This window comes from Kitasatospora sp. NPDC054795, assembly GCF_053611565.1.
In genome coordinates this window covers 19,178-39,618 of record NZ_JBSHAP010000088.1, presented here as the reverse complement: position 1 = coordinate 39,618, position 20,441 = coordinate 19,178, and the positions used below count along the sequence as shown (strand labels likewise).

Below are 20,441 nucleotides of genomic sequence, written 5' to 3'. Positions count from 1 at the left end.
TTCTGCTTCTGGTCGGCCCGGGGCGGCGGGGGGGCGGGGGATACCCCGGGGGGCCCCCTTCTCGTTTCCCGCCCGCGCGGGGCCGCCCGGCGCCCGCGGGGACGTCTACCGTCCGGCGACGTCCGGACTCACCGGGTCCGGCCCCATGTGCGGGTCGCCCTCCAGCGGCAGCTCCTGGCCGCTGGTCCGGTCGACGACGGTCCGCCCGGCCAGCGGCGAGCGCAGGTCGGCCGAGACCGCCTGCCGCTTGGCCAGCGCGTTGCACACCTGCCCCGGCTGGACGGTGGGCGGGCCCGGCACGACCAGCACGTCCACCCGGCCCGGCTGGGACTCGTCCGCCTTCAGCGCGTACGTGGTGCAGACCCCGCCGAAGAAGTAGACGGTCAGCTTGGTGGTGCCGTCCACCCGGTAGGCGACCGGCGGACGGACGGGCGCGCCCGAACCGTTCGGGTTCGGCTCGCCCACCGCGATCCCGTTGCCCGGGGGAGTGCCGGGGGCCGGCTGCCCGGGCGCGGGCGAGGCCGGGGTGGGCGTGAAGCCGCCCGGCGGCCGGGCCGGCTGCGAGGCGCCGGAGGAACTCCCGGTCGGCTCCGCCGAGGACGGGCTCGCGGAGTCCGTCGGGGCCTGCGGAGAGGCACTCTCCGAGGCCGACGCGGCGGCCGAGCCGCTCGCCGCCGCGTCCGAGGCGGGCTTGCCGCCCCCGCCGCAGCCGGCCACCGTCATCACCGCCGCCAGCGCCAGACCCGCCAGGGCCACCGCCCGCCGACCGCGCCGGGGCATCGTCTCCGGTTCCATCTGCACATCCTCCCGAGGGTTCAGCGGTGCCGCTTCCTCGCCGCTCCGCGCGGATGTGACGTGCTCCGGTCGGATCCGGTTCCGTGCCGGCCGGATCCGTTCCGGCGCGGGCTCAGAAGCCGTACTCGGCCATCCCGGCCACCATCCGCTGCGCCCCGGACGGGACCCGGAAGCCGGTCGGCGCGGGGGTGGCGGGCTGCGGACCGGCCGCGAGCTGCGGCCAGAACCGGCGCAGCCGCCGGGAGGAGTCCACCAGGGCGTCGAGCGTCTCGCCGTCCTCGGTCCGCAGGGCGGGCAGGGAACAGTGGTCGGTCATCATCGGGCATCGCTCCGATCCAGGGCCGCGGCCACGCTGCCACGGTCGACGGCGGGGCCCGCGGGACGGGCCCCCACGGCCGACCCTAGGCAGGGGCCCGGCCGCCCACCAGTGCTACCGGGAGGTAGTACACGTTCGAGGGCCACGGGTGCCACCATGGCCGTGCGGGCGGCAACTTGCGGCACTCTTGCCTGGGCGCTCCCCGGGGCCGGGTACCGTGGGTGGGTTCAACCCCGCCTGCCCGTTGGCCCCGCAGCCATCCTGAGGAGACCTTCCGTGCGTATCGCCGTTGCCGGCTCGATCGCCACCGACCACCTGATGACGTTCCCCGGCCGGTTCGCCGACCAGCTCGTCGCCGAGCAGCTGCACACCGTGTCGCTGTCCTTCCTGGTCGACACCCTGGACATCCGCCGCGGCGGCGTCGCGCCGAACATCACCTTCGGCATGGGTGTGCTCGGCCTGCGCCCGGTCCTGGTCGGCGCCGCCGGTGCGGACTTCGCCGAGTACCGCAGCTGGCTGGAGCGCAACAACGTGGACTGCGACTCCGTCCACATCTCCGAGACCCGGCACACCGCGCGCTTCATGTGCACCACGGACGAGGACCACAACCAGATCGCCTCGTTCTACACCGGTGCCATGGCCGAGGCCCGCAACATCGAGCTGAAGCCGATCGCCGACCGCGTCGGCGGCCTGGACCTCGTCCTGATCGGCGCCGACGACCCACAGGGCATGGTCCGCCACACCCAGGAGTGCCGCACCCGCGGCTACGCCTTCGCCGCCGACCCCTCCCAGCAGCTGGCCCGCCTGGAGGGCGACGACATCCGCGAGATCGTGGACGGCGCCGCGTACCTCTTCACCAACGAGTACGAGGCCGCGCTGATCGAGAGCAAGACCGGCTGGGGCGCCGAGGAGCTGCTCACCCGCGTCGGCACCCGGATCACCACCCTGGGCAGCAAGGGCGTCCGGATCGAGCGCAAGGGCGAGGCGCCGATCCTGGTCGGCTGCGCCAAGGAGGAGGCCAAGGTCGACCCGACCGGCGTCGGCGACGCCTTCCGCGCCGGCTTCCTGGCCGGCCTGTCCTGGGACCTCGACCTGGAGCGCTCCGCCCAGCTCGGCTGCATGCTCGCCACCCTGGTGATCGAGACCGTCGGCACCCAGGAGTACGAGCTGCGCCCGGCCGCCTTCCTGAAGCGCTTCGAGGAGGCCTACGGCGCCGAGGCGGTCGCCGAGATCAGCGCGCACCTGGTCAAGTAGTCCGCCCCGCTCAGGAGCGACGCAGCACGAGGTAGGCCGAGCCCCGGTCGCCGCCGTACTCGGCGGCCGGGGCCTCGCCCGCGTACTCCTGCCCGCGCATCCCGCACCAGGCCGGGATGTCCAGCCGGGCCGCCTCGTCGTCCGCCAGCACCGCGACCGTGCCGCCCCGCGGCACCTCGCCGATCCGCTTCGCCAGCTCGATCACCGGCAGCGGGCAGCGCTTGCCCAGCGCGTCGATGACCAGCAGCGACTCCCGGGCCGCCGGTTCGGGCGCGGGCCCGGGCGCCGGCAGGTCCAGCCCGAGCGGCGCCCGGACGCCGGCCACCAGGTCCGGCAGCACCGCGAGGAAGCGCTCCACGTCGGCCTCGGCCGTCCCGTACGGCAGCGAGACCCGCACGTTCCCCTCGGTGAGCACGCCCATCGCCGCCAGCACGTGGCTGGGCGTCAGCGTGGACGAGGTGCAGGAGGAGCCGGAGGAGACCGCGAAGCCCGCCCGGTCCAGCTCGGTCAGCAGCACCTCCCCGTCCACGTACAGGCAGGAGAAGGTGACGATGTGCGGCAGCCGCCGCACCGGGTCGCCGACCACCTCGACCTCGGGCACCAGCTGCGGCACCCGGGTGCGGATCCGCTCCACCAGCGCGTGCAGCCGGCTGTTCTCCCGCTCGGCCTCGGCGCGCACGGCGCGCAGCGAGGCGGCCGCGGCCACGATCGCGGGGACGTTGACGTAGCCGGGCACCCGGCCGCCCTCGCGCTCGTCGGCCGGCAGCGGCGAGGCGTACCGGACACCCTTGCGCACGGCCAGCACCCCGACCCCGGGCGGGCCGCCCCACTTGTGGGCGCTCGCGGTCAGCAGCGACCAGCCCGCCGGGACGTCCATCCGCCCGGCGCTCTGCGCCGCGTCCACCAGCAGCGGGACGCCGGCCGCGGCGCACAGCTCGGCGACCTCGCCGACCGGCTGCACCGTGCCGACCTCGTGGTTGGCGCTCTGCAGCGCGGCCAGCGCGGTGTCCGGGCGCAGCAGCGCGCCGAAGGCCGCCGGGTCGGCCCGGCCGCCGCGGTCCACCGGCGCCACCGAGACCTCGCCCCCGCCCGCCAGGTGGCGTTCCGCGACGTGCAGCACGCTGGAGTGCTCGACCGCTGAGTGCGCGAAGTGGCCGCCGCGCCGCCGGTTCCCGGTCAGCGCGCCCAGCAGGCCGAGTTGGACGGCCTGGGTGCCGCTCGCGGTGAAGGCGATCTCGTCCGCCCGGGTGCCCAGCACCGCGGCCACCGTCTCGCGGGCGGCGTCCAGCAGCATCCGGGCCTGTCGGCCGGATCGGTAGAGCCGGGCCGGATCGGCCCAGCCCTCGTCCAGGGCGGCGGTCAGCGCCTGCCGCGCGACGGGGTGCAGAGGGGCCGTCGAGGCCGCGTCGAAGTACACGGTGACATTTAACGACACACCCGGCCGGTGCCCGGGGCCCCTCGCGCGGCTCACCCGCCGTCAGTCGATCATCCCGAATGTCCGCTTCGTCCGCGTCCGACGGGCCGTCACGGGCGTCGTCCGAGGTCATCCCCCGATCGGGCGTACGGACCTCGAATGCCTACGATGACCTGCGACGCAGCCCCCACCGGGCCTGATCGGGCTAGCGGGCGGCGCGTTACCGGGGGCTGCCCGTCAGGAGCGCATAAGGCTGGAGTAGGGTTTGGCCCGCATAAGCATTCAAACCGTGCCCGTGGACGGGTCGCCGGGGAGGCTCACACTCCTCCCCGGGGCGACGCGAAGGCGGGCGAGACTTCGGGAAGGCGCTACGTGAGTCCCAACGGCTCCGACCGCTCGCCGCGGCGCACGATGCGGCGGAAGCTGCCTCAGGCGCTGGCACTGGGCCTCGTCATCGCGACCGCCACCGGCTGCTCGGCCAACGACCTCCCCAGGCTTGGCCTCCCGAGTCCCGTCACCAAGGAAGGGCCCATGGTCCTCCAGATGTGGCAGGGCTCCTGGATCGCGGCGCTGGTGGTCGGCGTACTGATGTGGGGTCTGATCATCTGGAGCGTGATCTTCCACCGGCGCAGGCGCACCGGTGTGGAGATCCCTCCGCAGACCCGGTACAACGTGCCCATCGAGGCGCTCTACACCGCGGTCCCCATCATCATCGTCTCGGTCCTCTTCTACTTCGTCGCCCGCGACGAGGCGAAGCTGACCTCCACCTCCGAGAAGCCGCAGCACTACGTCAACGTGGTCGGTTTCCAGTGGAGCTGGGCGTTCAACTACGAGAACACCGAGACCCCCGACCCGGCCAACCGGGACGCCGCGTACGAGGTCGGTACGCCCAAGGACGCTCCGACGCTCTGGCTGCCGGTCAACGAGTCGGTTCAGTTCCGCCTCACCTCGCGTGACGTCATCCACGACTTCTGGCCCGTCAACTTCCTGATGAAGATGGACGTCGTGCCGGGCGTGGTGAACAAGTTCGAGGTCACGCCGACCGTCAAGGGCGAGTACATGGGCAAGTGCGCCGAGCTCTGCGGCGTCGACCACTCGCGCATGCTGTTCAACGTCAAGGTCGTCGACCGCGCCGACTACGACAAGCACCTGGCCGAGCTTCGCGCCAAGGGCCAGAACGGTGCGGTGCCCTCCGGCCTGATCACCATGGGAAGTGAAGAGAAGTGACAATCCTCAACGAGCCCGCCGCGGCCGGCGGGGGCGCCGAGGCCGTCACGGTCGGGGCGCAGCGGACCCGCAAGCCGGGTTCGACCATCATCAAGTGGTTGACCACCACTGACCACAAGACGATCGGCACGCTGTACCTGGGCACGTCGTTCGCCTTCTTCCTGATCGGTGGCATCCTCGCCCTGGTCATGCGTGCCGAGCTGGCTCGTCCCGGGACCCAGATCCTGTCGAACGAGCAGTTCAACCAGGCGTTCACGATGCACGGCACGATCATGCTGCTGATGTTCGCGACGCCACTCTTCGCCGGCTTCGCGAACTGGATCATGCCGCTCCAGATCGGCGCCCCGGACGTGGCGTTCCCGCGTCTGAACATGTTCGCGTACTGGCTGTACCTCTTCGGCTCGACCATCGCGGTGGCGGGCTTCCTGACCCCGAACGGCGCCGCCAACTTCGGCTGGTTCGCCTACTCCCCGCTGTCCGACGCGGTGCACTCGCCCGGCATCGGCGGCGACATGTGGATCATGGGTCTGGCCTTCTCCGGCTTCGGCACGATCCTCGGCGCGGTCAACTTCATCACCACGATCATCTGCATGCGCGCTCCGGGCATGACGATGTTCCGGATGTCGATCTTCGTCTGGAACGTCCTGCTGACCTCGGTGCTGGTCCTGCTGGCCTTCCCGGTGCTGGCCGCCGCGCTGTTCGCCCTGGAGGCGGACCGCAAGTTCGGTGCCCACGTCTTCGACCCGGCCAACGGCGGGGCCCTGCTGTGGCAGCACCTGTTCTGGTTCTTCGGCCACCCCGAGGTGTACATCATCGCGCTGCCGTTCTTCGGCATCGTGTCGGAGATCATCCCGGTCTTCAGCCGCAAGCCGATGTTCGGTTACTCCGGTCTGGTCGCGGCCACCATCGCGATCGCCGGTCTGTCCGTGACGGTGTGGGCGCACCACATGTACGTCACCGGGCAGGTCCTACTGCCGTTCTTCTCGTTCATGACCTTCCTGATCGCGGTCCCGACCGGTGTGAAGTTCTTCAACTGGGTCGGCACCATGTGGAAGGGCTCGCTGAGCTTCGAGACCCCGATGCTCTGGACGGTCGGCTTCCTGGTCACCTTCCTCTTCGGTGGTCTGACCGGTGTCCTGCTGGCCTCCCCGCCGATCGACTTCCACGTCTCGGACTCGTACTTCGTCGTCGCCCACTTCCACTACGTGGTCTTCGGCACCGTCGTGTTCGCGATGTTCGCCGGCTTCCACTTCTGGTGGCCGAAGATGACCGGCAAGATGCTGGACGAGCGCCTCGGCAAGATGACGTTCTGGACGCTGTTCTTCGGCTTCCACGCCACCTTCCTGGTGCAGCACTGGCTCGGCGCGGAGGGCATGCCCCGCCGCTACGCCGACTACCTGGCCTCGGACGGCTTCACCACCCTGAACACGGTCTCGACCATCGGGTCCTTCGTTCTCGGGCTGTCGATCCTGCCGTTCCTGTACAACGTCTGGAAGACCGCCAAGTACGGCGAGAAGGTCACCACGGACGACCCGTGGGGCTTCGGCCGCTCGCTGGAGTGGGCGACCTCCTGCCCGCCGCCGCGGCACAACTTCCTCACCCTCCCGCGGATCCGCTCCGAATCCCCGGCCTTCGACCTCCACCACCCGGAGATCGCCGCGCTGGACTACCTGGAGAACCACGGCGAGCCGGCCAAGCACCTCGCCGGTGTGACCCCGGCGAAGTACGACGCCCCGAAGCTGGGCAAGGGCAACAAGGAGGGCGACGCCTGATGAAGGAACAGGGAAAGATCTTCCTTGGCCTGTCGGTCTTCGTGCTGGCCATGGCCGTGACCTACGGCCTGTGGACCAACCACTCGGACAAGGGCATCGAGGCGGCCGGTACCACCGCGCTGTTCCTGGCCTTCGGCCTGTGCGCCTTCATCGGGTACTACCTCGCCTTCACCGCCCGCCGGGTGGACAGCGGCGCGGGTGACAACCCCGAGGCCGAGGTCGCGGACGACTCCGGCGAGCTGGGCTTCTTCGCCCCGCACAGCTGGCAGCCGCTCTCGCTGGCGCTCGGTGGCGCGCTCGCCTTCCTGGGCGTGATCTTCGGCTGGTGGCTGATGTTCTGGGCCGCCCCGATCATCATGATCGGCATCTTCGGATGGGTCTTCGAGTTCTACCGGGGCGAGAACCAGAACCAGTAGGTTCCCGCCTCCGCAGCAGGGCCGGTCCTCCCGCACGGGGGACCGGCCCTGCTGCGTTCCCCGGTCCTGCTGCGTCCCCGGGATGACGGCCTCACTCCGGTGGGTGAACGGGAAGTCCCTCGGATGTCGCTTCACCGGGGGGCGTTCCTACGATCTGATCAATCGCGCGAACCCTCGGAGGCGGTCATGGCCGACAGGCGTGGAATCGCAGCTCTAGGCGGCATCTCGCTGGCCCTCGCAGTGCTGGCCCCGCTGGCCGCCTGCACGGCCGGGGGCGATGCGCCCGCCGGGCCGCACCGGATCGACGCGGCCCCGCTGGTCCACCTCTCGGCGGACGGCAAGGTCGATCCCTCCCAGCCGGTCACCGTGAGCGCCGTCCAGGGCAGCACGCTCACCGACGTCACCGTGGTCGGCCCGGACGGCCGGGTGGTCGCCGGGAAGCTCGCGGAGGACCAGCGCAGCTGGCAGACCACCGGCCGGCTGAAGGCCTCGACCGCGTACACGGTGCGGATCTCCGCCCACGACGGCAGGGGCGGCCGCGGCGACACCACCGCGAGCTTCAGCACCGTCGCCGCCCAGCGCCTGCTGACCGCCAAGCTCGGCCCGGACTCCTCCGGCACCGGCGTCTACGGGGTGGGCCAGCCGCTCACCGTGCAGCTCTCCGAGGCGGTGACGGACCCGCAGGCCCGCCAGGAGGTCGAGCGGGCCCTGACGGTCGGCTCCCAGCCCGTCGTCACCGGGGCCTGGTACTGGGTGGACGACAAGAACCTGCACTTCCGCCCGGAGGACTACTGGCCGGCCGGCACGGCCGTCTCGCTGGCCTTCGACGGCACCGGCAGCCGGATCGCGGACGGCCTCTACGGCGGTGACCGCAGCTCGCTGAAGCTGCGGATCGGCGAGCGGGTGGAGTCGGTGATCGACGCGGCCGCCCACGAGCTCACCCTGAAGCGCGACGGCGAGGTGCTGAAGACCATCCCGGTCACCACCGGCAAGCCCGGCTTCGACACCCGCAACGGCGTCAAGGTGGTGCTCGGCCAGGAGCGGTCGGTCCGGATGAAGGGCGAGACCATCGGCATAGCCGCTGGCAGCACGGAGTCGTACGACCTCGACGTGAAGTGGGCCACCCGGGTGACCTGGAGCGGCGAGTACGTCCACGCGGCGCCCTGGTCGGTCGGCTCGCAGGGCATCGAGAACGTCAGCCACGGCTGCACCGGCATGAGCACCGGCAACGCCGAGTGGTTCTACCAGCACACCCGGGTCGGGGACCTGGTGACGGTGGTGAACAGCCGGGGCGGCGCGATGGAGGCCTTCGGCAACGGCTTCGGGGACTGGAACGTCGGCTGGACGGACTGGGTCAAGCACAGCGCCTCGGGACAGCCCGTCAGCACCACCGCACCGCCCTCCCAGGCCCCCGCCGCGGGGATGATCCGCCCCGACCTCTGACGGGCCCCTCCCGGGCCCGTCAGCCCTCCGGGAAGGCCAGCCGCAGAGCGGTGTCCACGGCGGCCAGGGCGTCCGAGCGGGAGACGCCCAGGCGGCTCGCCCGGGCGGCGAACTCGGCGGCGGCCTCGGCGGTCAGCCGGTGGGCGGCGTCCCCGGTGGCGGCGATCAGCGTGCCGCGCCGGCCGTGGGTCTCCACCACGCCGTCCGCCTCCAGCTCGCGGTAGGCCCGGGCGACGGTGCCGGCGGCCAGCCCCAGCTCCTCGGCCAGGGCCCGGACGGTGGGCAGCCGCAGCCCGGTCGGCAGCTCGCCGGAGCGGGCCCGGTCGGCGATCTGGGCGCGGATCTGCTCGTACGGGGGAGTGGCCGAGGCGGGGTCGACGGACAGCTGCACGGGGGCTCCTGGTGGCGCGGCGGGCGGGCACGGGACTGGCGGACCTGGGAAAGCCCGAGGGCCGCCGACCAGAAGAACTCTGGTCAGCGGCCCTCGGGGTGGCGCGGTGGCGCTTACGGGATCAGTGGTGGCCGTGGCCGCTGGTGATCTCGTGGTGCTCCTCGGCGGTCGGCTTGGGGATCTGGCTGCCCTCGCCGTAGAAGCCGCGGGAGAGCTTGGCCCGGGTGCGGGTGAGGACGCCGGCCTTGCGGGCCACGCCGTTCTCGTCCGTCTGGGCCGGCAGCTCGACCGGCTGGTTCTGGTCGTGCGCGGTGAGCTTGAACAGGTCCTTCTGCGGCAGCTGGGCGTGCACCTCGATGAACTCGCCGTGCGGCAGGCGCTTGATGACGCCCGTCTCGCGGCCGTGCAGCACCTTCTCCTTGTCACGGCGCTGGAGGCCGAGGCACCAGCGCTTGGTGATGATGAAGACCACGACCGGGACGACGAAGAAGCCGACGCGGACGAAGTAGGTGATCGAGTTGATCGACAGGTGCAGGTGGGTGGCGAACAGGTCGTTGCCACCACCCATCAGCAGCACCAGGTAGAGGCTGATCCAGGCGGCACCCAGGGCGGTGCGGACCGGAGCGTTGCGCGGGCGGTCCAGGATGTGGTGCTCGCGCTTGTCGCCGGTGATCCAGCTCTCGATGAACGGGTAGACCGCGATCGAGACCAGGACCAGCGGGAAGATCGCCAGCGGGATCATGACACCCAGGTTGAGGGTGTGGCCGCCCCAGACGCTGATCTCCCAGCCCGGCATGACACGGATCAGACCCTCGGAGAAGCCCATGTACCAGTCGGGCTGGGCGTCCGTGGAGACCTGGTCCGGACGGTACGGGCCGTACGCCCAGATCGGGTTGATCGTGGCGATCGCCGAGACGACGGCGATGAGCCCGAACACCAGGAAGAAGAAGCCACCGGCCTTGGCCATGTAGACCGGCATCAGCGGCATGCCGACGACGTTCTTCTCGGTCTTGCCCGGACCCGCCCACTGGGTGTGCTTGTGGTAGAAGACCAGGATCAGGTGCGCCACCAGCAGGCCGAGCATGATGCCCGGGATCAGCAGCACGTGGATGGTGAAGAAGCGCGGCACGATGTCGTGGCCGGGGAACTCGCCCCCGAACAGGAACATCTGGACGTAGGTGCCGATCAGCGGGACGGCGAGGATCGCGCCTTCCATGAAGCGGATACCGGTGCCCGACAGCAGGTCGTCCGGCAGGGAGTAGCCGAAGAAGCCGTCGAACATGCCCAGGACCAGCAGCAGGAAGCCGAAGACCCAGTTGATCTCGCGCGGCTTGCGGAACGCGCCGGTGAAGAACACGCGCATCATGTGCACGAGCATCGCGGCCACGAAGACCAGGGCGGCCCAGTGGTGGATCTGACGGATCAGCAGACCGCCGCGGACCTCGAAGCTGATGTCCACCGTGGAGGCGTAGGCCTCCGACATCGGGATGCCCTTGAGCGGCACGTACGAGCCGTCGTAGACGACCTCGGCCATCGAGGGCTTGAAGAACAGCGTCAGGTAGACGCCGGTCAGGATGATGATGACGAACGTGTAGAGGCAGATCTCGCCCAGCATGAAGGACCAGTGGTCCGGGAAGATCTTCCGCAGGTTGGCCTTGGCGAGGGAGTAGATCCCCAGCCGGCCGTCCGTCCAGTCAGCCGCGGCTTCCCACTTGTTGGCGGGCTTTTCACGCGTGCTGGAGGGCTTGGCGGCACCGGTCGTGGTGCTGCTCGCGCTACTCATCGAGCACGCTCCCAGTAGCTCGGGCCGACGGGCTCCGCGAAGTCGCCGGTGGCGACCAGGTTGCCCTTCTCGTCAGTGATGATCTTCAGCTGCGGCAGCGGGTGACCGGCCGGGCCGAAGATGACGCGGGCGCCGTCCGCCAGGTCGAAGGTCGACTGGTGGCAGGGGCAGAGCGCGTGGTGGGTCTGCTGCTCGTACAGGCTGATCGGGCAGCCGACGTGGGTGCAGATCTTGGAGTAGGCGAGGATGCCCTCGAAGCCGAGCTCCTTGGACTTCTCGTCCTTGATGTCCTCGGGCGCGATGCGGACCAGCATCAGGGCGTCCTTGGCGATCCGCTGCTGGAAGTCCTCGCTGTGCGTGGACAGGCCCTCCGGCATGGCGAAGGTGAGCGAGCCGATGACGATGTCCTCGGGCTTCATCGGCTGCAGCGTGTTCATGTTGATCAGCGGCAGCGGCTTGGCCTCGGTCGCCTCCTTCCAACCGGTCTCCTTGAGCTTCTTCTCGGGAAGCGGGCCAAGGTCACGGAGCAGGACCACGCCGGAGAGCGGGACCAGCGCCATGGAGCCGATCAGGGTGTTGCGGATCATCTTGCGGCGGCCGAAGCCGGACTCGGCGGCGCCGGTCTTGAACTGCTCGATGACGTCCGCGCGGACCTCGTCGGACGCCTCGATCGGGTGACGCTCGGCCGGCAGCTCGACGTCCGACATCAGGGTGCGGGCCCAGTGGACCGCGCCCGCGCCGATCATGAACAGCGCGATGCCCAGGGTCAGGCCGAGCGCGAAGTTCAGCGCGCTGACGTGACCGAGCGGGAAGATGTAGACGATCTTGTCCGGGTCGATGGCCACGTACGAGGCGATGAAGCCCACGGTGGCGAGCATCGAGATCACGAACATCAGCGAGACCTGGCGCTCGGCGCGCTGGGCGGCCCGCTCGTCGATGTCGGTGCGCCGGGGCTCGTGGGCCGGCAGGCCCGGGTCGGCGAACGGGCTGCCGTGGTCGGCCACCTCGCCGGCGGAGCCGTGCGGCTCCGGGAGCTTCTCTTCTGACATGTCGTGGCTCATGACTTCTTGGCCTTGGTGGTGTGGGCGGCGACCCAGATCGCGACCGCGATGAGCGTGCCGAGGCCGAAGATCCAGCCGAACAGACCCTCGGTCACCGGACCGAGGCTGCCCAGGGTGAGACCGCCGGGGTTGGGCTCATCGTTGGTGGTGTGGCGGACGAAGGCCACGATCTGCTTCTTCTGCTCCTCGGGCATGGTGGTGTCCGGGAACGACGGCATGTTCTGCGGGCCGGTCTGCATGGCCTCGTAGATGTGCTTGGCGTCCACGCCCTCGAGCGACGGGGCGTACTTGCCCTTGGTCAGGGCACCGCCCTGGCCGGCGAAGTTGTGGCACTGGGCGCAGTTGGTGCGGAACAGCTCGCCACCCTTGGAGATGTCCTCGGGGTTGGTCGAGGTGAACTGCTCCTCCGTCGGGGTCACCGGGCCGGGACCGAGGGAGGCGACGTAGGCGGCGAGCTGGTCGATCTCGGCCTGCGAGTAGATGTTCTTCTTGCGCGGGACCTGGGCGCCGGGCTGCTGGGCGGGCATGCGGCCGGTGCCGACCTGGAAGTCGACAGCGGCGGAGCCGACGCCGACCAGGCTCGGACCGTCACTGCTGCCCTGGCCGTTCATGCCGTGGCAGGAGGAGCAGCCGACGGCGAAGAGCTTCTTGCCCTCATCGATCGCGAGCGACTGCGCGGCGACGTCGGCCTGCGCCTTGTCGGCGGGCGCGAACGCGGCGTACAGCCCCCCGGTTGCCGCCAGGGCGAGAAGTAGGACGACCAGCGCCGCCAATGGGTGGCGCCGTCGTGCGGAGAGCTTTTTCACGGAATAACCCCGGTGTCAGGATCTGGTCGACTGGTGGGTGCACCCGGCGGCCGGTCTGGCCGGCACGAGGCTGCCTGTCTAGGGCTGCGCGCGCGGTCGGTCGGTGGGAGCGTCGGCACCGGCAGAAGCGGCCCGTCGCCGGTGAGGGCGGGGGCCGCAGCCGGTGGCCAGCGACCTGATCAGCTGGTTACTTGATCAGGTAGATGGTCGCGAACAGGCCGATCCACACGACGTCGACGAAGTGCCAGTAGTACGACACGACGATCGCCGCGGTGGCCTGCTCGTGCGTGAAGCGCTTGGCTGCGTACGTCCGTCCCAGGACCAGCAGGAAGGCGATCAGACCACCCGTCACGTGCAGCCCGTGGAAGCCGGTGGTCAGGTAGAACACCGTGCCGTACGGGTCGGAGGACAGCGACAGGCCGTCCTTCTTGACCAGCTCGGTGTACTCGAAGACCTGGCCGCCGATGAAGACCGCGCCCATGGCGAACGTGAGGATGAACCACGCCCGGAGCTTCTTCACGTCACCGCGCTCGGCAGCGAACACGCCGAGCTGGCAGGTGAGCGAGGAGAGCACCAGGATCGTGGTGTTGACCGAGGAGAAGGGCACGTTGAGGGCGTGGGCCTTCTCGGTCCAGAACTCCGGCCCCTTGACGGAGCGGAGCGTGAAGTACATCGCGAAGAGGGCCGCGAAGAACATCAACTCGGAACTGAGCCAGACGATCGTTCCGACGCTGACCATGTTCGGCCGGTTGACCGATCCGTGCGCGTGCCCGGTTTCTACTGCTGTTGCTGTCGCCACGACGGACATTATGTCGGTCCCTTATTCCGTCTTCACGTCGGGGGGTGTCCCTCGGAGTGTCCGGTGCGTGCGGTATGCCCCCTTGGGGGGTGCCGGAGTGCCCGGACGGGGGTTGAGCAGCGGCGTGTCCCTTTTCTGATGGTTCCTCGGAGGGGCCCGCGACCCCGTTGCCCGGCGCGTCGCTGCACGGTCGGACCAGCCGTGGGAGGTAAGGGGACGGGCCCGGGGTCGGCCGTACGGGTGGACTGGACGGGACCGGGTGACGGGCCGTCCTCCGGGCGGGTGAGCCCGGGGCGCGGCGGCTCGGGACGGATCGTGCGCGAGGGGGACTCGGCGGACGGTGATCGGGAGTAGCATCCGGATCAGGCGAACGTGGTCCGGATCACACTTGAGGGAGCAGGGTCCATGGCGTACACGACCGATGAGACGCTCACCGTCCTCGTCTACAGCGACGACCGCAACACCCGCGAGCAGGTGCTGACGGCGCTCGGCCGTCGGCCCGCCGAGGATCTTCCGGAACTGTCCTACCTGGAGTGCGCGACCACCCCCGCGGTGCTCAAGGCACTGGAGAAGGGGGGCGTGGACCTCTGCGTGCTGGACGGCGAGGCCGTTCCGGCCGGGGGGCTGGGGCTCGGCCGCCAGCTCAAGGACGAGATCTACGGCTGCCCGCCGGTGCTGGTGCTGATCGGCCGGCCGCAGGACTCCTGGCTCGCCGCCTGGAGCCGGGCGGACGCCGCCATCTCCCGCCCGGTGGAGCCGGTGGCGCTGGCCGGGGCGGTCGCCACCCTGCTGCGGGCGCGACTGGCGAAGCGGACTCCGGCCGTCCGCTGAATTCCCCCCCGGCAACTGGAAAAGAGGGGGGTAGAAGCGGCCGCTTCGCTCGATAGGCTGGCTCCATCCGTACGGACGTCCCCCCGGAGCGGGGAACCGACAAACAGCTGGAGTCAGCCATGGTGAACGTGAACCCTGCGAACGGCGGTAGCGACCCCGCGCAGGTGATCCGCACCTGGCCGGACCTCCTGGCGGCGCTGTTGCAGGGGGAGGACCTCGACCGCGCCTCCACCGCGTGGGCGATGGACCGGATCATGAGCGGCGAGGCGTCCCCCGTGCAGGTGGCCGGGTTCATGATCGCTCTGCGGGCCAAGGGCGAGTCGGTCGAGGAGATCGCCGGCCTGGTCGACGCGATGTACGAGCACGCCGAGCCGCTGGAGATCCCCGGACCGGCGGTGGACATCGTCGGCACCGGCGGGGACCGGGCGAAGACCGTCAACATCTCCACCATGTCGGCGATCGTCGCGGCGGCCGCCGGCGCCAAGGTGGTCAAGCACGGCAACCGGTCGGCCTCCTCCACCAGCGGCTCCTCGGACGTGCTGGAGAAGCTCGGGGTGGCGCTGGACCTCTCCTCGCAGCGGGTCGCCGAGGTGGCCGAGGAGGTCGGTCTCACCTTCTGCTTCGCGGCCAAGTTCCACCCCTCGATGCGGCACGCCGCGACCGCGCGGCGCGACCTCGGGGTGCCGACCTCCTTCAACATCCTCGGCCCGCTCACCAACCCGGCCAAGGTCACCGCGCACGCCATCGGCTGCTTCGACACCCGGCTGGCCGGGCTGATCGCCGGGGTGCTGGCCGAACGGGGCGCGACGGCGCTGGTCTTCCGCGGCGACGACGGGCTGGACGAGCTGACCATCACCACCACCTCGCAGGTCTGGCTGGTGCGCGACGGGGTGGTCACCGAGACCACCTTCGACCCGCGGGACGTCGGCATCGAACTGGTCGGCATCGAAGCGCTGCGCGGGGCGGACGCCTCGTACAACGCCGAGGTCGCGCGGCGGCTGCTGGCGGGGGAGCACGGGCCGGTGCGGGACGCCGTTCTGCTGAACACGGCGGCGGCGCTGGTCGCGCTGGACCTCGGCGAGGCGCCGCTCGCCGAGCAGCTGGCGGCCGGCATGGAGCGGGCCGCGGAGGCGATCGACTCCGGTGCCGCGCAGGACCTGCTGCGACGCTGGTCGGAGGCCACCAGCCGGATCTGAGGCGGTAGTTGGGGAGCCCGTGCCGGAACGCCGGTACGGGCTCCCGCGCTGTCCGGATGTTGGATGCCCGTTTGACCACCCGATGGACGCGGCCTAGAGTCTTCGCCAGGTCATGAGTGACAGCGCGAAGCCCCAGCTGGCTGTCCGGCAACCCTCCGTCCGTGGCGGGGTGCCCTGGGTGAGGACCGGGTCGTCACGGCAAGCCGTCCGTGCGACAAGCGCGGACGCCGGACGAGCAGCACTCCCGGGGTCCCTCACCCCTGAAGGAGTGCATCCTCATGTCCGCTCTCGCCATCACCGAGACCTGCGCCCCGCTCGCCGTCCTCGGCGCCGATGTCCAGGTCCCGCTCGCCAACGGTGAGAAGGTCGGCTACGCGGCGCTGGACTACGCGGCCAGCTCCCCGGCGCTCCAGCGGGTGTGGGACGACGTCGCCGCCTACGCGCCGTACTACGGCAGCGTCCACCGTGGGGCCGGGTACCTCTCCCAGCTGTCCACCGACCTGTTCGAGCAGAGCCGCCGCACCGTCGGCGAGTTCCTCGACCTGCGCGAGGGCGACGAGGTGGTCTTCACCCGGGCCACCACCGACTCGCTCAACCTGCTGGCCGCGGCCGTTCCGGCCGGCACCCGGGTGTTCGCCTTCGAGACCGAGCACCACGCCTCGCTGCTGCCCTGGGCGCACGCCGGACTGGGTGTCACCTACCTGCGGGCACCGCGCTCCCGGGCCGAGGCGGTGGCCGCGCTGGACGCAGCCCTCGCCGGGGCGCCCGAGGGCCCCAAGCTGCTCTGCGTCACCGGCGCCTCCAACGTGACCGGCGAGCTGTGGCCGGTCGCCGAGCTGACCCGGACCGCGCACCGGCACGGCGCCCGGGTGGTGCTGGACGCCGCCCAGCTGGCGCCGCACCACCGGGTCTCGGTCCGCGAGCTGGACGTCGACTGGATCGCCTTCTCCGGCCACAAGATCTACGCGCCGTTCGGCGCCGGGGTGCTGGCCGGCCGGGCGGACTGGCTGGACGCGGCCGAGCCGTACCTGGCCGGCGGCGGGGCGACCCGGACGGTGGCCCGGGAGAGCGACGGCTCGGTGGCCGTGCAGTGGCACACCGGTCCGGCCCGGCACGAGGCCGGCTCGCCGAACGTCATCGGCGCCTACGCGATCGCCTCGGCCTGCCGGGCCCTGACCGAGGCCGGCTTCGAGGCGCTGGAGGCCCGCGAGCAGCAGCTGATCGCCCGGCTGACGGCCGGGCTGGCGCAGATCCCGCAGGTCAAGGTGCTGAACCTGTTCGGCTCCGACTCCGCCCGGGTCGGCGTGCTGTCCTTCGTCGTCCGGGGCTGGAACAGCTCGCACTTCTCGGCCGCGCTGTCCGCCGAGTACGGCATCGGGGTGCGCGACGGCCTGTTCTGTGCCCACCCGCTGGTGCGCACGCTGCTCGGGGACGAGGACGTCGCTCCGTCCGAGTGCGGGGCGCCGGAGCCCTCGCTGCCGGGCGAGCGCAGCCTGAACGCGATCCGGGTGAGCTTCGGCGCCGGGACGCCGGACGAGCACGTCGACCGCTTCCTGACCGCCGTCCGGGAGCTGGTCACGGACGGGGCGGCCTGGAACTACCGCAACGAGGGCGGGCGCTGCGTCGCGACGGTGCAGATCGACCGGGGCCGGCGCGAGGGCTGAGCGAGGGCTGAGCGCTACTCGTCCAGGCCCAGGGCGAAGGCGGCTTCCAGGTCGTGCTGGGAGTAGGTGCGGAAGGCGATCTGGGTCTCGGTGTGGGCCACGCCCGGGACCTTGTTGAGCCGGCCCGGAATGACCTCGGCCAGGTCGTCGTGCCGGCGCACCCGCACCATCGCCACCAGGTTGTAGCCCCCGGTCACCGAGTAGACCTCGCTGACGCCGTCGATGGCGGCGATGGATTCGGCGATCTCCGGGATGCGGTCGACACTGGTCTTGATCAGGACGATGGCGGTGATCACAGTTCGGGCTCCTTTGTGGGGTGGCGCCAGCGTATCGGGCGTCGGCCGGGTCGTCGCGGGGGGTGGCGAACCACGGTGCAGGCGTAGAGGAACCCGGCCGAGAAGCCGATCACGTGGACCAGGTACGCCACCCCGGGCCCGGCCGAGTGCACCGACCACCACTGCAGGGCGAACCAGAGGCCGAGCACCAGCCAGGCGGGGAAGCGCAGCGGCAGGAAGAGCAGCAGCGGGACGAGGGTGGTGACGCGGGCCCGGGGGTGGAGGCGCAGATAGGCGCCGAGCACGGCCGCGATCGCCCCGGAGGCCCCGATGAGCACCCGGGTGGAGTTCGGCGAGTGCGCCTCGGCGAGCGCGAAGCCGTACGTGGTCAGGCTGCCGGCGGCCAGGTAGAAGACGGCGTACCGGGCCCGGCCCAGCCGCCGTTCGACGGTGGGGCCGAAGACCTGGAGGAAGAGCAGGTTCCCCAGCAGGTGCAGCCAGCCGGCGTGCAGGAAGAGCCCGGTGAGGACGGACAGGGCCGGGTGCTTGCCCGGGGTCGGGGCGGCCGGGCAGCCGGGGACCGGGTCGGGGGCCTCGGCCAGCTGCGCGGCGGTCAGCGGCCGCCCGGCCAGCACCTCGGCCGGGACGGCGCCCCAGCGCTGCTCGTACCGCTGCTCCGCGCAGACCCGGGCCCGGCCGGTGCCGTACAGCGGGTTGAGCCCGGCGGCCGGGCCGAGCAGGAAGACCAGGGTGTTGAGCGCGATCAAGGCGTAGCTGACCGCCGGGACGGTCGCGGCCGGGCGGCCGCCCCGGGCGGCGGTGTCGTCGGGGACCGCGAGCGCCATGCGGCCAAGCATCCCTCCGGGCGCCGCAGGTGACACGGCGGTTTACGGCAGGTGGACCAGTCCGGGTGTTCGGGCGACCGGTGGCCGCGATGGTTGCCCCAGGCAATAGGCTTGGGGCGGGCATTCCCGCCTCCCGCCGCCGATGCCGGGGCTCCGGGGGGAGCGCCTAGCCCACGAAGGGACCACCCGAGAGGACCCCCGATGACCGTCCCCGCCCTGACCGCCGAGACGCGCTGGCGCTGCACCCTGTGCGGCAACCTCACCCGCTTCGACGTGACCCGCACCGCGCGGGTGACCGAGTTCCTGCACTTCGACCTGGCCGGCGAGTCCAAGGTCGAGGAGACCGAGGTGCTGAGCGAGACCATCGAGTCGGTGCGCTGCCGCTGGTGCAACGCGGTGGACCAGGTCGAGCTGGTGGCCCGCCCGGGTGCCGAGGGGGCGCAGGCCCCCACCGAGCAGGGCTGATCCCCGCCGCCGCGGCGGGTGGGTGCGCGGCGCACCCGCCCGCGCCGCACGGGACAATGCAGAACAAGACGCACGGAGCGTGACGACAGGGGGAGGTCGCGGCCGTGCCCCGCTGGACCAGGATCGGAGCCGAGGACGTGGTGGACGCAGCGAAGGAGCCCGGCGAAGCCCAGGGGCTTCAGCCCGCTGCGGCCGAGGCCCGGGCCGGGGCGGCGAACGACTCCTCCGAGCCCGCGGCGGAGCACGCCGTCGAGAAGCTCGACCGGCCGCTGCCCGAGGGCGTGCGCCGGCGCGTGGTCGGGCTGGCCTCGGACGCGCTCGGCGGGCTGCCGGCGGGCGAACTCCCGCAGAGCCTGCGTCAGTACGTCAAGTTCACCCCGGCGCGGCGGGCCAAGTACGCGGCCACCGCGCTGGCGGCGGCCCTGGAGGCGGAGCCGGCCTTCCGGGTGCGGATAGCGGAGCGGCTGCGCCTCGGGCAGCCGGACCTGGTGAAGGCGCTGGAGTCGGGCACCGTCCCGAGTGCCGCCGATCCGATGGACGTCGCGGCCGCCGCCTACCTGGTGCGTTCGGCGGGCTGGAGCCGGCTGGTGGCCGAGGCCGGCGAGGAGGCCGAGCGGGCCGGTGCCGAGGACGCGGCCGCGGAGTCGGCCCGGCTGGTGGAGAAGCTGCACGCCGAGCTGGCCGAGGTGCGGGCCTCCGCGCGGGCGGACGTGGACCGGCAGCGGGCCGAGTCGGACGGCGTCCGCAAGGAGGCCGAGTCGCTGCGCAAGAAGGTGCGGTCGCTGGAGAGCGACACCCGCCGGGCGCAGGCCGAGACCCGCCGGGTGGCCGGCGAGCTGGAAGCCCTGAAGGCGCAGACCGCGGCCGAGCGCGGTGCGGCCGAGACCGAGGCGCGCAGGCTCAGGCACCGGGTCTCGGAGCTGGAGAACGCGGTCGAGCAGGGCCGCCGGTCGGCCCGTGAGGGGCGCAGCGTCGAGGACATGCGGCTGCGGCTGCTGCTGGACACCGTGCTGCAGTCGGCCCAGGGGCTCCAGCGGGAGCTGGCGCTGCCGGTCTCCCAGATCCGCCCGGCGGACCTGGTGGAGGCGGTGGTGCCGGGGGCGGCCTCGCCCCACGACGTGGCCCGGCGCGGGCTGACCGAGGACGATCCGGCGCTGCTGGACCAGCTGCTGGCGATCCCCCAGGTGCACCTGGTGGTGGACGGCTACAACGTGACCAAGACCGGTTATCCGACGCTGCCGCTGGAGCAGCAGCGGATCCGGCTGCTGGGCGGGCTGGCGATGCTGGCGCAGCGCACCCAGGCGGAGGTCACCTGCGTGTTCGACGGGCAGGACCTGGACGTCCCGGTGATGATGGCGCCGCCGCGCGGGGTCCGGGTGCGGTTCAGCCGGACCGGGGAGACGGCCGACGAGCTGATCCGGCGTCTGGTGCGGGCCGAGCCGCAGGGCCGTCCGGTGGTGGTGGTGTCCACCGACCGGGAGGTCGCGGACGGCGTGCGGAAGGCGGGCGCGCGCCCCGTCGCCTCGGTGCTGCTGCTGAACCGGCTGGCGCGCCCCTGACCCCGACCGGCTGTGCGATGCCTGGTCAGGAGTGGTTCCGGAGTGATGTGCGGGTCCCGTGTCGTCAGTGTGCGGACCGGAGTTCACACCTTCGGGGGAGTGGCAAAACGGATAGATCTTCACTAGGGT

20 protein-coding genes and 1 riboswitch are annotated in these 20,441 nt (G+C 71.6%); of the genes, 10 read left to right on the top strand and 10 right to left on the bottom strand.

Annotated elements, in window-relative coordinates:
* Positions 1 to 105 precede the first annotated feature (105 nt).
* Together ACWGJO_RS27905 and ACWGJO_RS27900 are read right to left on the bottom strand one after the other, a co-directional pair.
* Complete coding sequence (locus ACWGJO_RS27905) at positions 106 to 795, bottom strand: hypothetical protein (RefSeq protein ID WP_452187876.1); 690 nt, start codon at positions 793 to 795, stop codon at positions 106 to 108.
* 112 nt (positions 796 to 907) lie between these two features.
* Positions 908 to 1,114, bottom strand: coding sequence for a hypothetical protein (locus ACWGJO_RS27900; RefSeq protein ID WP_452187874.1), 207 nt, complete (start codon positions 1,112 to 1,114; stop codon positions 908 to 910).
* A gap of 273 nt (positions 1,115 to 1,387) precedes the next feature.
* On the opposite strand from ACWGJO_RS27900, the gene ACWGJO_RS27895 reads away from it, so the two are divergent.
* Complete coding sequence (locus ACWGJO_RS27895) at positions 1,388 to 2,365, top strand: carbohydrate kinase family protein (protein ID WP_380635129.1); 978 nt, start codon at positions 1,388 to 1,390, stop codon at positions 2,363 to 2,365.
* Positions 2,366 to 2,375: 10 nt separating this feature from the next.
* Here the strand turns inward: ACWGJO_RS27895 and ACWGJO_RS27890 are convergent, their stop codons facing one another.
* Entirely contained in the window at positions 2,376 to 3,782 is a 1,407-nt protein-coding gene (locus tag ACWGJO_RS27890) for an aminotransferase class V-fold PLP-dependent enzyme (RefSeq protein ID WP_452187872.1), read from the bottom strand.
* Between the two features lie 369 nt (positions 3,783 to 4,151).
* On the opposite strand from ACWGJO_RS27890, the gene ctaC reads away from it, so the two are divergent.
* From ctaC to ACWGJO_RS27870, 4 genes are all read left to right on the top strand, one after another.
* Positions 4,152 to 5,006 (top strand): aa3-type cytochrome oxidase subunit II, encoded by an 855-nt coding sequence (gene ctaC, locus ACWGJO_RS27885; protein WP_452187871.1) that lies wholly within the window; start codon positions 4,152 to 4,154, stop codon positions 5,004 to 5,006.
* Positions 5,003 to 6,778 carry an aa3-type cytochrome oxidase subunit I gene (ctaD, locus tag ACWGJO_RS27880; RefSeq protein WP_452187869.1) on the top strand — a complete coding sequence of 592 codons (1,776 nt, stop codon included), beginning with the start codon at positions 5,003 to 5,005 and terminating at the stop codon, positions 6,776 to 6,778. The genes ctaC and ctaD overlap by 4 nt, the downstream gene beginning before the upstream one ends.
* Positions 6,778 to 7,194, top strand: coding sequence for a cytochrome c oxidase subunit 4 (locus ACWGJO_RS27875; RefSeq protein ID WP_359897049.1), 417 nt, complete (start codon positions 6,778 to 6,780; stop codon positions 7,192 to 7,194). The genes ctaD and ACWGJO_RS27875 overlap by 1 nt, the downstream gene beginning before the upstream one ends.
* A gap of 186 nt (positions 7,195 to 7,380) precedes the next feature.
* Positions 7,381 to 8,637, top strand: coding sequence for an Ig-like domain-containing protein (locus ACWGJO_RS27870; RefSeq protein WP_452187867.1), 1,257 nt, complete (start codon positions 7,381 to 7,383; stop codon positions 8,635 to 8,637).
* A gap of 19 nt (positions 8,638 to 8,656) precedes the next feature.
* On the opposite strand, the gene ACWGJO_RS27865 is transcribed toward ACWGJO_RS27870, so the two are convergent.
* The 5 genes from ACWGJO_RS27865 to ctaE all read right to left on the bottom strand — a co-directional run bounded on the left by ACWGJO_RS27865 (position 8,657) and on the right by ctaE (position 13,486).
* A complete protein-coding gene (locus ACWGJO_RS27865) occupies positions 8,657 to 9,028 on the bottom strand; it encodes a GntR family transcriptional regulator (RefSeq protein WP_359897052.1) in 372 nt (123 codons plus the stop codon).
* Between the two features lie 121 nt (positions 9,029 to 9,149).
* A complete protein-coding gene (gene qcrB / locus ACWGJO_RS27860; RefSeq protein ID WP_359897054.1) occupies positions 9,150 to 10,811 on the bottom strand; it encodes a cytochrome bc1 complex cytochrome b subunit in 1,662 nt (553 codons plus the stop codon).
* Positions 10,808 to 11,860 carry a cytochrome bc1 complex Rieske iron-sulfur subunit gene (gene qcrA / locus ACWGJO_RS27855; protein WP_380545985.1) on the bottom strand — a complete coding sequence of 351 codons (1,053 nt, stop codon included), beginning with the start codon at positions 11,858 to 11,860 and terminating at the stop codon, positions 10,808 to 10,810. The genes qcrB and qcrA overlap by 4 nt, the downstream gene beginning before the upstream one ends.
* Before the next feature lie 8 nt (positions 11,861 to 11,868).
* Positions 11,869 to 12,678 carry a cytochrome bc1 complex diheme cytochrome c subunit gene (qcrC, locus tag ACWGJO_RS27850; RefSeq protein ID WP_359897057.1) on the bottom strand — a complete coding sequence of 270 codons (810 nt, stop codon included), beginning with the start codon at positions 12,676 to 12,678 and terminating at the stop codon, positions 11,869 to 11,871.
* Positions 12,679 to 12,865: 187 nt separating this feature from the next.
* Positions 12,866 to 13,486, bottom strand: a complete 621-nt coding sequence (ctaE, locus tag ACWGJO_RS27845) for an aa3-type cytochrome oxidase subunit III (RefSeq protein ID WP_049651835.1) — start codon at positions 13,484 to 13,486, stop codon at positions 12,866 to 12,868.
* A gap of 396 nt (positions 13,487 to 13,882) precedes the next feature.
* Here ctaE and ACWGJO_RS27840 point away from each other — a divergent pair, with 396 nt between their 5' ends.
* The 3 genes from ACWGJO_RS27840 to ACWGJO_RS27830 all read left to right on the top strand — a co-directional run bounded on the left by ACWGJO_RS27840 (position 13,883) and on the right by ACWGJO_RS27830 (position 17,168).
* Positions 13,883 to 14,308: a response regulator gene (locus tag ACWGJO_RS27840; RefSeq protein ID WP_387689205.1), complete on the top strand. Its 426-nt coding sequence runs from the start codon at positions 13,883 to 13,885 to the stop codon at positions 14,306 to 14,308.
* 119 nt (positions 14,309 to 14,427) lie between these two features.
* Positions 14,428 to 15,504: an anthranilate phosphoribosyltransferase gene (gene trpD / locus ACWGJO_RS27835; RefSeq protein WP_452187865.1), complete on the top strand. Its 1,077-nt coding sequence runs from the start codon at positions 14,428 to 14,430 to the stop codon at positions 15,502 to 15,504.
* Positions 15,505 to 15,612: 108 nt separating this feature from the next.
* A riboswitch (SAM riboswitch) is annotated at positions 15,613 to 15,731 on the top strand.
* Between the two features lie 51 nt (positions 15,732 to 15,782).
* A complete protein-coding gene (locus ACWGJO_RS27830; protein ID WP_452187863.1) occupies positions 15,783 to 17,168 on the top strand; it encodes an aminotransferase class V-fold PLP-dependent enzyme in 1,386 nt (461 codons plus the stop codon).
* A 14-nt stretch (positions 17,169 to 17,182) separates the two neighbouring features.
* On the opposite strand, the gene ACWGJO_RS27825 is transcribed toward ACWGJO_RS27830, so the two are convergent.
* Together ACWGJO_RS27825 and ACWGJO_RS27820 are read right to left on the bottom strand one after the other, a co-directional pair.
* Positions 17,183 to 17,464 carry an Lrp/AsnC family transcriptional regulator gene (locus ACWGJO_RS27825; protein WP_049651832.1) on the bottom strand — a complete coding sequence of 94 codons (282 nt, stop codon included), beginning with the start codon at positions 17,462 to 17,464 and terminating at the stop codon, positions 17,183 to 17,185.
* Positions 17,461 to 18,288 carry a rhomboid family intramembrane serine protease gene (locus ACWGJO_RS27820; RefSeq protein WP_452187861.1) on the bottom strand — a complete coding sequence of 276 codons (828 nt, stop codon included), beginning with the start codon at positions 18,286 to 18,288 and terminating at the stop codon, positions 17,461 to 17,463. The genes ACWGJO_RS27825 and ACWGJO_RS27820 overlap by 4 nt, the downstream gene beginning before the upstream one ends.
* Positions 18,289 to 18,489: 201 nt before the next feature.
* Here ACWGJO_RS27820 and ACWGJO_RS27815 point away from each other — a divergent pair, with 201 nt between their 5' ends.
* Positions 18,490 to 18,753: a hypothetical protein gene (locus ACWGJO_RS27815; protein WP_359897066.1), complete on the top strand. Its 264-nt coding sequence runs from the start codon at positions 18,490 to 18,492 to the stop codon at positions 18,751 to 18,753.
* 140 nt (positions 18,754 to 18,893) lie between these two features.
* On the top strand, positions 18,894 to 20,312 hold the full coding sequence (locus ACWGJO_RS27810; protein WP_452187880.1) for an NYN domain-containing protein: 1,419 nt from the start codon (positions 18,894 to 18,896) through the stop codon (positions 20,310 to 20,312).
* Positions 20,313 to 20,441: the final 129 nt, after the last annotated feature.